This window comes from Marinovum algicola (genome assembly GCF_900109145.1).
GTDB classification, from domain to species: domain Bacteria; phylum Pseudomonadota; class Alphaproteobacteria; order Rhodobacterales; family Rhodobacteraceae; genus Marinovum; species Marinovum algicola.
Genome location: NZ_FNYY01000013.1, coordinates 41,071 through 54,103 on the forward strand (window position 1 = coordinate 41,071; position 13,033 = coordinate 54,103).

Annotated in this window: 9 protein-coding genes; 2 read left to right on the plus strand and 7 right to left on the minus strand. The window is 64.2% G+C overall.

Annotation, left to right across the window (positions count from 1 at the left end):
- The first annotated feature begins 10 nt into the window (after positions 1-10).
- Positions 11-2,128 carry a beta-galactosidase gene (locus BMW90_RS16740; RefSeq protein WP_074837564.1) on the plus strand — a complete coding sequence of 706 codons (2,118 nt, stop codon included), beginning with the start codon at positions 11-13 and terminating at the stop codon, positions 2,126-2,128.
- A gap of 28 nt (positions 2,129-2,156) precedes the next feature.
- Positions 2,157-4,208 carry an alpha-amylase family protein gene (locus tag BMW90_RS16745; RefSeq protein ID WP_074837565.1) on the plus strand — a complete coding sequence of 684 codons (2,052 nt, stop codon included), beginning with the start codon at positions 2,157-2,159 and terminating at the stop codon, positions 4,206-4,208.
- Between the two features lie 122 nt (positions 4,209-4,330).
- On the opposite strand, the gene BMW90_RS16750 is transcribed toward BMW90_RS16745, so the two are convergent.
- From BMW90_RS16750 to BMW90_RS16780, 7 genes are all read right to left on the minus strand, one after another.
- Positions 4,331-4,819, minus strand: a complete 489-nt coding sequence (locus BMW90_RS16750; RefSeq protein WP_074837566.1) for a S8 family serine peptidase — start codon at positions 4,817-4,819, stop codon at positions 4,331-4,333.
- Positions 4,820-4,833: 14 nt separating this feature from the next.
- Positions 4,834-6,399, minus strand: coding sequence for a S8 family peptidase (locus BMW90_RS16755; protein ID WP_074837567.1), 1,566 nt, complete (start codon positions 6,397-6,399; stop codon positions 4,834-4,836).
- Positions 6,400-6,587: 188 nt separating this feature from the next.
- On the minus strand, positions 6,588-7,352 hold the full coding sequence (locus BMW90_RS16760) for an SDR family NAD(P)-dependent oxidoreductase (protein WP_074837568.1): 765 nt from the start codon (positions 7,350-7,352) through the stop codon (positions 6,588-6,590).
- A 94-nt stretch (positions 7,353-7,446) separates the two neighbouring features.
- A complete protein-coding gene (gene hisD / locus BMW90_RS16765) occupies positions 7,447-8,778 on the minus strand; it encodes a histidinol dehydrogenase (RefSeq protein WP_048534507.1) in 1,332 nt (443 codons plus the stop codon).
- Between the two features lie 188 nt (positions 8,779-8,966).
- A complete protein-coding gene (locus tag BMW90_RS16770; protein ID WP_074837569.1) occupies positions 8,967-10,871 on the minus strand; it encodes a TRAP transporter permease in 1,905 nt (634 codons plus the stop codon).
- Between the two features lie 81 nt (positions 10,872-10,952).
- A complete protein-coding gene (locus BMW90_RS16775) occupies positions 10,953-11,921 on the minus strand; it encodes a TAXI family TRAP transporter solute-binding subunit (protein ID WP_074837570.1) in 969 nt (322 codons plus the stop codon).
- 111 nt (positions 11,922-12,032) lie between these two features.
- Positions 12,033-13,013, minus strand: a complete 981-nt coding sequence (locus BMW90_RS16780) for a LacI family DNA-binding transcriptional regulator (RefSeq protein WP_074837571.1) — start codon at positions 13,011-13,013, stop codon at positions 12,033-12,035.
- Positions 13,014-13,033 lie beyond the last annotated feature (20 nt).

The window sequence follows — 13,033 nt, forward strand, 5'->3', positions numbered from 1 at the left end:
GTGCTGAAAAATGGCAAAGTTACCTCAGGTGCCTTTTGGTGCCGTCTATTTTCGCAAGTCCAACCCACCGCAACAGGATTGGGAAAGGGATTACAAGACAGCCGCAGAAGACGGGCTGAACGTCTTTCGCCACTGGTTCATGTGGAGCGCGATCGAGCGTGCGCCGGGCAAGTTCGACTGGGACGATTATGATCGCCAGCTCGATCTTGCCGCCAAGCACGGGATCGTCACCATCATTGCCGAACTGTCCCAGACCACGCCGGATTGGGCGGTGCGAAAATTCGCGGATGCACGGCAGGTGCTCTATGACGGGCGGGAGCATCCTTCGATCCAGAGCCCTTCGTCCGCTACCGGCGGGTTCAGCCATTCCGGCGGCGGCACCGGCACCCTGACGCTGAACGCGCCAGAGGTTCGCGGGGCGGCGCATAACTTCCTCACCACCATGGCCCGGAGGTACAAGGGCCACCCCGCGCTGCTGGGTTATGACGTGTGGAACGAATGCAATTATTCGCCCTACACCGATTACGGCCCCTATACGGTTGCCGCGTTCCGCGACTGGCTGAAGCGGAAATACGGCACGCTCGATGATCTGGCCCGGGCGTGGCACCGCTACAGCTATGCGGACTGGGAAGACATCGAGCCGCCGACGCAGTTCATGCCTTATTGCGAATGCCTCGACTGGCTGCGTTTCAAGCAGGACAATCACTACGAGCAAATGCAATTCCGCATCGATGCGATCCGGGCGGCGGACCCCGATGCGATGATCGTCGCGCATGGCACCGCGGGTTCTGTCACGCAGCTGGCCCAACGCGGTTCGGACGATTGGCGCGCCGCATCCAAGGTGGAAACCTACGGCTATACATGGGTCAGCGCGCGCAAGGGCACGGAGCCGTGGAAAAACTTCTTTGCCGCCGATCTGGTGCGGGGGGCTGCACGGGGCAAATCCTTTTGGCACGCCGAGCGGCAGGGCGGGCCGTTGTGGATGCAGCCGCAGGTTCTGGGCCGCGACAAGGATGACGGGCGCGTCGCCACGCCCGAGGATATCCGCCTGTGGTCACTGTCGTCCTTTGCCGGGGGCGCGCGGGGCATGATGAACCTGCGGTTCCGGCCGCTTCTGGACGGTCCGCTGTTCGGCGCTTTCGGGTCTTACGACATGGCCGGGCAGCGCACGCCCAGATCCGACATGGCCGCCAGCATCGCACGCTGGGCCAATGCGCAAAAGCAGGCCGATCTGATGAAGGCCGCGCCGGTCACCGGTGACATCGGCATTATCATGGCACCGGAAGCTCAGGAATTTGCATTCCTGCTAAACTACAACGGCAAGTTCGACACCTATTCGGCGGCGATGTGGGGGGCCTATCGCGGGTTCTTTGACAACAACATCCAAGCCGACTGGGTTCATATCGACGATATCGAAGGGCGGAACATCCTCTATTTCCCCTATCCGATCATGCTCTTGCCGGATCAGGTCGAGAAGATCACCAATTGGGTCCGGGCTGGCGGAGTGCTGATTTGCGAAGCCTGTCCGGGATACTTCGGACCGGGCGGACGCGCTGGCACGAAGCAGCCGAACCTCGGCCTCGATACGCTTTTCGGGGTTGAAGAGGAGGACGTCGAATTCATGCCCGACATCGCCGACCGCAACAGTATTTTCCATCGGGGGGACGAACTGACCTGCGCGGGTTTCCGGCAGGCGTATCGTGCCACCAGCGGCACGGCGCTGGCCAATTTCGATACCGGTCAAACCGCGATTGTCGAAAACCGCTTTGGCGCGGGGCGCACGATGTTGATCGGCTCGCACCTGTCGGCAAGCTATCACTACCATCCCAATGACGGCCTGCGGACGTTCTTTGGCAACCTGCTGACCTGGGCCGGGCATGAACCCGCGGTGAGCAACAGCAATCCCCGCGTTCAGGCGCGGCTGCACGCCGACGGCGACCGCTTTTGGCTCTGGCTCGTCAATCCCGAACGCGTGGCGCAAGAGGGGCGCGTGTCCAGCCTGATTGCCGATGTTGGCGGCGCACAGCCGGAACAAGCCTGGGGCGGCGCAGACAGCCAGTTTTCCCAAGGGCTATACCGTGTGCCCGCGCAGGACGCGTTGGTCGTCGAACTGCCCCCCGCGAAATGACCGCACTGATCCGAGAAAGGAACACGCCATGTCATGGTGGCTGACAGAACCGATCCGGCTGGTTCAGACCAACCTGCGCGAAATCGACATCGACCTGGATCCGGCGGGCTTTGTCGCCGAACTGGTGGATTTCTCTGCCAATGTCGTTCTGTTCAACGTCGGCGGCATTGTCGCCAATTACCCGACGGAACTGGAGTATCATTACCCCAACCCGCATCTGCCTATCGGGCGGGGCGACATTCTGGGCGAAGTGATCGATCGGTGTCACGAGGCCGGCATCCGATTCATGGCGCGGTTCGACTTTTCCAAGGTGCACGAAAGCCTGGCCGCGCGGCGGCCGGAATGGCTTTATGTCAGCGAGGCGGGAAAACACAACAACTACAACGGTCAGGTACAGACCTGCGTCAGCGGTGGCTATCAGCAGGAATATTGCCTGAAAATCCTGTCAGAGACGATCGCACGCTATCGCCTTGATGCCGTGTTCTTCAACATGACGGGGTATCAACGCGACGATTACGACCGCAACTATCTGGGCATCTGCCAATGCGACGCCTGCCAGACAAGTTTTCATGCGCGCACGGGCATGGACTTGCCCCCGACGGCCGACACGGCCAACCCGGCGTTTCTGGCGCTGGAACGGTTTTCGCTGGAGCGCACGAACGAGCAATATGACCAGATCAACCGGCACGTCAAAGCGCTGGACCCGAATATCGCGATCTGTACCTACACCAGCCGCGGGGTCGATATCTGGCGCAAGGAAGCCGCGACGACCTTTGAGCGCAACCTCGAATGGGAATACGAATCCGCCGATAATGTGAAAAGTGTCATGCCCGCCTACCCTGACAAGGCAGTGGCCAATGCTGCGGTGCATTTCGTGTCGCGCCGGTTTCGCTATTCCGGTGTCGCGCCGGAATTGTCCAGGTTGCGGCTTGTTCAGAATATCGCCTGCGCCGCTCCGCTCGATTTCTTTGTAATCGGCACGCTGGGCAATCAGAAGGACCGGGTCAGCTACGACGGGGTGCGCGACCTGTTCCACTATCACGCGCAGAATGCCCATTGGTATCAGGATGTAGAACCTCTGGCCGAGGTCTGCCTGATCAAGCCCGAGGCAAATTTCATCTACGGCGCCAAAGACGAATACTACGGAATTTTGCGCATCTTGTCGGAAAATCACATCCTATATGACGTCTGGCCAGAGGACGCGCTGGAAATCGCCCCGACCTTGGAAATCCTGTCGCGCTACAAGACGGTGATCGTTGGCGAGGCGCGTTGCCTGCGACCGGACATCGCGGCGGCGCTGGATGCCTATGTCGCATCCGGTGGCGTGCTGATCACCACGGGCCAGACCGCGACGCTTGACCAAAATGGCCGGGCCACGGGGGGCTGTGGCCTTGTCGCCAGCGGAATTAACGCGGTGCGCGACATCCGACCCCGCGCCAACAGCGCCTACTTCTCCTTGCGCGATCAAGACAAGGCGCGGCTGGATTGGCAGGACGCACTCGATGTGGTCTTTCTCTATGGCGAATACATGGACTGTGAATTGAAAGCGGGCGCCGAGGCGATATTGAGCCACCTGCCACCGCATATGCACGGGCCGCCTGAGAAATGCTATCATGAGGTGGAAGCCGATGATCCGGGTCTAATCGTCAACCGCCACGGCGCGGGCTGCTGCGTCACGATCCCCTGGGCTGTCGGCAGCCATTACCAAACCCATGGCAATCATGCGCATGCCATCCTGATGAATCGCGTTCTGGCCACATTCGCCCCACCGATCTGCCTGAGCACGGATGCCCCGGCATTGGTCGAGGTTCACGTCCAGGCCCGAAGGGACGGGCGCTGGATGGTTGTCACGCTGGTCAATCAATCGGGCCAGAACGGTCATGCCTTTCATGCCCCGGTGCCGATGCACGACATAATGTTAAAACTGAAAGCAGGCAGGCCGGTGGCGCGGGTCTCCGCGTTGAAGGCAGGGCTGGACCTGCCCCTAAACCCTACGGAATCCGGCGCCAGCGTGACTGTCCCGAGGTTGGATCGTTTCGAAACCCTGATCTTTCATTGCGTGGACGGCGAACGCCCATAAACCGGGGTCTATCGGTCCCGATGACGGGCTGGTGACACCATCGGAACAATGTAGAGCAATCGGGATGTTGTATCCGATCGCGCTGCGGGGGCTGTCCTCGTTGTAGTGCCTGCGGCAGGGGCTCAGCGCCGGGTCTGCATCGCCTCGACGAGGTTGGGCTCGGCGTAAAGTACCTCCGGGCGCTCGTTGAGGCTCTTGGCGGCCTCGAGCCCGGATTGGCCTTCGGCCTCGATCAGAAAGGTGTTGGGGGCAAACCCAAGCTCGCGCCGGACCTTGAAGCCAAGCTCGGCCAGAAGCTCCGCAACCCGCTCGGCGGAGAGATCGGGGTTGATCTTGACGGTCAGGGCACGGCCGGCCAGCTTGAGATGCCCGTCGGTGTCCATCACCACCTCGAAAGCGCGGTCGTCCGGGGCGCTTTCCGGCGGCCCGAAGGTCCAGCCGGCCGCCTGGAGCGTTTGCAGATCGGCCTGCGCTTCCTGCGAGGCCGTACCCAGCTCGCGCTGCGCGATGTCGGGGGCCGAAGGGGCGGCGTCAGCGCCGGGGGGCAGGGCGCGCAGGCGTTCGACCTTCTTGATTCCGGTCAGACGTTGAAGGGCCGACGATTTGTCCATGTGACAGGCTTTGCTCAGAGTCCGGTGCCACGCCGCCGCGCCTCGGCCACCGCGGCCTCGGCATTCGCGCGGCCATGGCCGTAGCGGATGTTGTGCCCTCCAATATAGGGCAGCGGGCCGACTTTGTCGCATGTGTCGCGCAGCACCTGGCGCAATTCATGCGCTGTCATGTCGGGCTTCTGCGACAGCGCCAGGGCCCCGATACCGGCGGCACAGGGCGCGGCAAAGCTGGTGCCGGTGGTTTCATGGTACGTACCGCCGCTGGCCGGGATCCAGACCTTCACGCCGGGGGCGAGGAAGTCCAGCTTGGGGCCGAAGCCCGAGCCATTGTCGGTGTCATTGGCGGTGGCGCGGCCGACCGCCATCACCTCGGCATGGGAGCAGACCTGATCCGAGCCGATGGGATGATTGCCGTTGGTGCAGGCCCAGAAGATCGCGCACCCCTTGTCGCCGCGGCCGCTGGCGGCGGCAAAATCCAGCGCGTCGCTCAGAACCGCGCTCATCGTCCAGACCGCGCCATTGGGGCCGAGCGAACAGGCGATGATGTCGGCGCCCTCTTCCTGAACGCCTTCCTTGGAGGGATCGGCGGCATAGGCAATGGCCCGGGCCAGAGTAAGCTGGGTGCCGACCTGATCGTTCATGCAGGCGATCATCCGCAGATCGGCGCCGGGCGCCACGCCGCAGCCTCCCAGATTGTTGTCGGCAATCGCGGCAATCATCCCGGCGCAGGCGGTACCATGGTTGCCGTCTGGAATATTGGCCGTTCCGGGGATGAAATCCGCATCGACGAAATCGAAGGTCGGGCGGTAATGCCCCGACCCTGCGCCGAAAATCAGATCAGGATGTGTGGTGTCAAAGCCGTTGTCGATCACCGCGACCCTGATGCCTTCGCCCTGGGTCCGATCCCAGGCGTTGCGCGACAGGATATTGGCGTGATGCCATTGCCGGGTCAGATCCGGGTCGTTCGGAGTGAGCCGCTGGCCGATATGTTCGATGAAATCGGGCTCGGCAAAGGTGACCTCGGCCTCCTCCATCAGCATCAGGCAGGTATCGAGTGCGCGGGCGTCGCCGGTATCGGCGCGGTAGGTGTCGGGAGGCAGGCCGGCGCTGCTCAGACGGGTGATATTGTGGCGGGCAAAAATCGCCGCGCGGTCGGCCTCGGGCACATCTGCCTCGAAGCGCAGGGCAATGCGCGAGGTTTCCAGCAGCAGGCGCTGGCTGTGCACGAAGACGCGATTGACCAGACCGTTGCCGCCCTGGTTCTCGCGTTCCGCCAGGGGCAGGTTCCAGAAATCGGCATCGCTGTGGAAGAAGTTCATCCCGGCGCCGGCAAAGCCCGCCATCTGCTCGCGCATGGCCGGGTCTTCATAGAGCTCCGGCGCGACCGCCTTGCGGCCGGTATCGAGATCGAGCGAATCGAGTTGCGTGCGGGCGGCGCTGGCGGCGCGACCGATGTCATTGGCGCGCAGCCCCTCGGCCATGCCCGAGAGCGTTTCCGATGGCTGGGCGCGGGTGGGCAGGATGCCCCGGAGTTCTTCGAGATGGGCAAGACGGTCGCGGACAGATGATTTGTGAGACATGACTTTCTCCGACTTTGGCGGGGGCGGCTCAGGCGGTTCAAAAATGAATTCTGTGTTATGGTCGCAGTATAGCACAACCTATGCGGTTATTCGCGCAAAACCTGCCCGTCGTCGGCCGCCCCCACAGGCGCCTTTTGCGCGCGAGTGCGACCGCTGTCCCGGCTGCGCGCTCTGGCCCGGTCAAATGGTCAATCGGCAGTCCAGCCGCCATCGACCATCAGCGCTGTGCCTGTGACCAGGGCCGACGCTTCGGAGGCGAGATAGACCACCGCGCCCATGACATCCTCGATTTCGCCGACGCGGCCGAGCTTGATCTTGTCTTCTATCCAGGCCCGGCGCGCCGGATCTGCCAGGGTCTGTTCGCCAAGCGGGGTGCGGATGAAAGTCGGGCAAAGCGTGTTGATGCGCACGCCCTTGGGCCCCCATTCGATCGCCATGGATTTCACCATCCCCTCGAGCGCGTGTTTCGATGCGCAATAGACACCGCGGTCGACGCCGCCGACATGGCCCATCTGGCTGCTGACATGGATGATCGACCCGCGCAGGCCGGTTTCGATCATCCGGCCGGCTGCGGCGGTCGAGAGGAAATAGGCGGCGCGCAGGTTGACCGACATCACCGCATCGAAATCCGCGGGATCGGTATCCAGCGCCGGGCCGTGGCGCGCCATGCCGGCAGAATTGACCACGATGTCGAATGCCTGAGCGGCAGCGAGGGCGGCGCGGGTGGCTTCGATATCGGTGATGTCCAGCGCCAGCGGGGCAAAGGCCAGGTTTTCACCCGCCATCGCCGCGCCAAGCGCGTCCAGCGGCCCCTGGCGGCGGGCAACGCAGGTCACATGCGCCCCGGCCCGGGCCAGCGCGGTGGCGGCGCCAAGGCCGATCCCGGAGGTGGCGCCGGTGATCAGCGCGCGCTTGCCGTCAAGCTGGAAGGTCGGGGTCTGGGGAAGCTGCATGGGGGGTCTCCTGCTCACGGGTCAAGCTGATATCCATTGTTCACCAATTCCCGGCCGGGCGCGAGGGGATGTGCCCCGCGTCCGGCCGGCCGGCTCATTCTGCCGCGTCGCGGGCCGGCGCGGCCGCGCCGTAGGGCACGTTGACGCCACCATAGCGGCGGACCCGGATGTTGCATTGCTCGGCATGGCCGACAAAGCCCTCGAGCATGCAGAGCCGCGAGCCGTATTCGCCGATCATCGTCGCCGCCTCGTCGGTGGTGACCTTCTGATAGCTGTGGGTTTTCAGGAACTTGCCAACCCAGAGCCCGCCGGTGTAGCGGCCCGCCTGCTTGGTCGGCAGCGTGTGGTTGGTGCCGATCACCTTGTCGCCGTTGGCGACATTGGTGCGCGGCCCGAGAAACAGCGCGCCGTAGCAGGTCATGTTGGCGAGGAACCAGTCGTCGCGGTCGGTCATCACCTGGACATGCTCGCTGGCGATCTCGTCGGCGACCTTAAGCATTTCTTCATAGCTGTCGCAGACAATGACCTCGCCATATTCCTCCCAGCTCACCCGCGCGGTGCCCGCGGTCGGCAGGATGGCGAGAATGCGGTCGATCTCGGCCAGGGTGTCCGCGGCCAGCCGGCGCGAATTGGTGACCAGCACCGCCGGCGAATTATAGCCGTGTTCGGCCTGGCCCAGCAGGTCGGTGGCGCAAAGCTCGGCATCGGCGGCGGTCTCGTCGGCGATGACCATGGTTTCGGTCGGGCCGGCAAAGAGGTCGATGCCGACGCGGCCGAACAGCTGGCGCTTGGCCTCGGCGACAAAGGCATTGCCGGGGCCGACCAGCATATGCACCGGGTCGATGGTCTCGGTGCCGAGCGCCATGGCGCCGACCGCCTGGATGCCGCCCATGACATAGATCTCATGCGCGCCGCCCAGGTGCATGGCGGCGATCACCCCGGGGTTGGGCTTGCCCTCGAATGGCGGGGTGCAGGCGATGATCCGCGGCACGCCGGCGACGGCGGCGGTGGCGACGGACATATGCGCCGAGGCCACCATCGGGAACTTGCCGCCGGGGATGTAGCAGCCGACCGATTGCACCGGGATGTTGCGGTGGCCGAGGATGACGCCGGGCAGGGTCTCGACCTCGAGGTCGAGCATGGTGTCGCGCTGGGCCTGGGCAAAGTTGCGCACCTGGTCCTGGGCAAAGCGGATATCGGCGAGTTCCTGGTCCGAGAGCTGGCCGATCAGCGCATCGATCTCGTCCTGGCTGAGGCGGAAGGCGGCGGGGCTGTAGCCGTCGAACTTCTCGGACAGCGCGCGCACGGCGGCATCGCCGCGCGTCTCGATGTCTTTCAGCGTCGCCTCGACCACGGCACGGGTCCGGGCATCATCCTCCGCCCGGTCGGCCTCCGGCTTGCCGCGTTTGAGATATTCGATGGTCATGACCGGTCTCCTGTCCGATTGCTTGCTGACTTTGCAGGCTTGCTAGCGCAGCCAGCACGCCATGCAATAATTTCTGATACAACTGAAAAAATTTCAACTCGGGGGCGCGGCCCGAACGAACCGACCCCGCAGCCGACCCTGACGAGGGCCGGCTGCGGGGAAGCATCCGGGCGTCTCGACCCCCGATGTCAGGCCGGCTGGGCGTCGGCGGCCTGCGCGGTCGCGAGGCTGCGGCGCGAAAGCATGACCAGCGCCGCCAGCAGCGCCGCCGCCGCCAGGGCCGCGCCCCAGGGCGGCATCAGCGCCAGCCCCACCGGCAGCGCCCAAAGCACCCGCGAGACAGAGCCCCAGGGCAGCCGTGCGCCCCCCAGAAGATGGGCCATGCCAAGCGCAAAGACCGCGCCCGACAGTACCGCTCGGGCGATGGCCTCGGCCCCGCCGCCGCCGAGCATGCCGGGATAGGCCAGAAACAGCATCGGCAGCACATAGGCGGTGGCCCCCAGCCGCAAGGTTTCGCCCGCGACCTTCATCCAGGGCGCCTGGGCAATGGTGGCGGCGACAAAGACACCGAGACAGACCGGCGGGGTGATCACCGACAGCGCGGCGTAGTAGAGCACGAACATATGCACCACCAGCGGATCGATGCCCTGCTGGATCAGCGCCGGGGCAAAGACCGCCGCGACCATGACATAGGCGGCCGAGGTCGGCAGCCCCATGCCGGCGATCAGGCAGACCACCGCCATCAGCCCGGCAATGAGCCAGATCTGGCCCTGACCGATGGCCAGCACCGCCGAGGTCACGGCGACGCCGAAACCGGTAAGGTTGATCATCGCGACGAAGACCTGCGCCCCCACCAGGAGAATGCCGACGATGACGACGCCCTTGCCGCCGGCCTCGAGCGCGCGCAGGATGATGCCGAACACCGCCCGCGGGTCTTCGCCATTGGCGATCCGCGCCACCAGCACCGCCACCAGCATGGCGATCATGCCGTAGCAAGCGGTGAGTTCGACCGAATTGCCATTGATCACGCCAAAGCCCAGTCCGGCGAGGGCGGCGGCAATCGGTGCCAGCCGCGCAAAGCTCATCGCGCCACGCCAGTCGGGCAGGTCTTCGGGGCGCACCGGGCGAAAGCTCTGGCGCCGGGCGATCACATGCACCGTGGCATAGATGCCAAGGTAGAAGAGCAGGGCCGGCACCACGCCCGCGAGCGCGATCGACCAGTAGTTCACGCCCACCAGTTCGGCCATGACAAAGGCGGCGGTGCCCATGATCGGCGGCGCCAGTTGGCCGCCGGTCGAGGCGATGGCCTCGACCGCGCCGGCATAGGCGGGCGGGTATTTCAGCCGTTTCATCAGCGGGATGGTGAAATTGCCGGTGGTGGCGACATTGGCCACGGTCGAGCCGTTGATCGCGCCGAAGAAGCCCGAGGCAAAGGTCGCGATCTTGGCCGCGCCGCCTGGGCGCGCGCCGCCAAGCCGCGCCGAGAGGTCGAAAAAGGTCTCGCCCGCGCCGGTGTGCAGCAGGATTGCACCAAAGAGCACGAAGGCGGCCAGCGTGGTCGAGGCGACATTGACCAGCATGCCCCAGAGGCCGCGGTCGGAAAGAAAGATGATTTCGGTCAGATAGCCGGCGTCAAAACCGCGGTGGCCGAATTGCCCGGGGATCAGGTAGCCGAAAAAGGCATAGCCCACAGCGGCCAGAACGATCAGCGGAAACACCCAGTTCGAGGTGCGCCGCGCCAGTTCGAGCACACAGAGCAGGGTGCCGAAACCCATCACCATGTCCCATTTCGTGGCCCAGGGCAGATCGGTCATGATGGTCTGGTAATTGCCGATGATATAGACGCCCGAGACGGTAATCATGGCGACGATTCCGACGTCGATCAGGATGCCCAGCGGGCGCCAGCGGCTGCCGTCGAACAGCGGGTGCATCAGCACCGCGAGCGCCGCGATGGTCATCACAAAGAGCGCGCGCTGCACCAGCGATTCAAACGGTCCGTTGAACGAGGTGTAGAAAACGAAGACGCCCAGCAGCACGGCAAGAACGGCGGTGGCGGTCTGGCGGATGTTGGTCAGGAACAGGGGTCGGGTCATGCCGGCACTTTCACGCTGAAGATCGAAAAAAGGGGCGGCCCGGCACCAAGGCCAGAGCCGCCCCGACCTCTGGGGTCTTGCTTACTTGAGGTGGTCCGGCACGGTCAGGCCGATTTCCTCGTAGTAGCGGATCGCGCCGGGATGCAGCGGGCTGGTTGCATATTGCAGTGTGAGCTCCGGCAGGTTCAGCCCTTTGACCGTCGGAAAGGCGGCGGCCTGTTCCGGCATGTTCTCCATCACCGCCTTGGTCAGATCATAGGCGGTCTGGTCGTCGAGGCCGGGGCGGGCCGAAACGCCGATCATGAAGCCCCAGGCAGTGTAGGGCCCGGAATTCTCCATTTCGCCGCCCGGCATCTCGACAATCGAAAGCTCGGGCAGGGTTTCGCGGATCTTCGCCTCCTGGTCGTCGGACACACCCAGCACCTGAAGCGGGGTGAAGGCGGCAATGTCGGTGGTCAGCGCGTCGAAGGAGGTGCCGACGGCGCTTTTGACAAACCCTTCCGAGCGGTCGTCCTTGATGGCATTGGCCTGCTCGCCGTTGGTGCCGCGCACCCAGTCGGGGGTGATCTCGAGCAGATCGAAGACCTCGAGCGCCGTCGCCTCGGTCGAGGACCCGCGCATGCCGGGGCCGAATTTCTGGCCGGCAAGCGCGGCCAGCTCGGTGATGCCGGAATCGCGGCGCACCACGACGTTCTGCGGGGCCAGCGAATAGGCCCAAAGCAGTTTCGATTCGACCGGCCGGCCGTCAAAGGATTTGACGCCGTTATAGGCGTGATAGAGCGTCGAGGTGGTGATCAGGCCGATATCGAGCTGGTCGCGCGCCATCCGTTTCAGGTTGTCGACCGTGGCGCCGGTTTCCACCACCGAGGCCTGATAGGTCTCGGGGTAGGCGGTGTTCACGATTTTCGCCAACGAGGCAAAATAGGCGTAATGCGCGCTTTGCGAGTTGGTGGCGCCAAAGGCCAGCCGGGTTTCGGCCTGCGCCGGAGCCGCAACGGCCAGAGCGGAAAGCGCCATGGCAGCGCCGGTGACAAAAGTATGCAAATTCATTGCAATCCTCCCAAGAATTCATGATCTGCCCACCAATCGGGCGTATCGGGAGGAGAAGGCACAGATCGCAGCGGCTTCGCAACTCTTGCCGCGTGCAATGAAAAATTTTCACTATCCGCTTTCGCGGCTTTGCAGCTCGCCTTGCAGGATTCGGATATCGCCGGCGCCACTGGCGACATCGGCGCTCAGGATGATATCGACCGCCTGTCCCAGCATCCGCTTCACTGGCTGGCGGATGGTGGTCAGCCGATAGGATTCCCACGACGCCATCGGGATGTCGTCAAAGCCGATCACCGCCAGTTCCTGGGGCACCGCGACGCCCTTGATCCGGGCGGCATCCAGCACCGCGATGGCCATGATGTCATTGGCGCAGAACACCGCGTCAGGCAAGGGGCGCAGCGCCAGAAGGTCCTGCGCGGCGGCATAGGCCTGTTGATAATCGTATCCGCCGTCGAATTGACGGGCGATCTCGCGGCCGGCCTCTTCCAGATGGTCGCGAAATCCACGCATCCGTTCGAGATGGGTAGAGGTGTCGCGCCGCCCGCCGATAAAGGCAATGCGCTGGCGCCCGCCGGCCAGAAAACGCGCGGCAACCTGCTTGGCGCCGCCGTAATTGTCGCAACAGACCGCCATCATGCTGCTGTCGGATTGCACGCGGTTGAGCAGCACCGCCGGAATGCCGTTCTCGCGGCAGGCGCGGGCCAGGCGCGAGGTCATGGTCGAACTGGCCAGGATCACGCCTTCGGTGCGGAAATCCAGAACCTGCCGGATCACCGTGTCGACGTCTTCGGCCGAGGGCACCACATGCATGATCGCCTTGAGCCCGCGTTCGGGCAACTGCCGGGTCAGTTCGTCGATGGCAACGGGATAAAACGGATTGTGCATCTCGCTCACCACCATGGCGATGGTGTTGGTGGCCTGGGTGGCCAGAACCTTGTCGACGCTGCTGATGTAGCCAAGCTTGCCGGCGGCGGCAAAGATCGCCTTGCGCTTGTCATCGGCAATCGCGCCATCGGCGCGATAGGCCCGCGACACGGCAGAGACGGAAACCCCGGCGAGGGCGGCGACATCCTTGGCGGTGACTTTTTTCATGCGGCGCTTGTAACCGCATC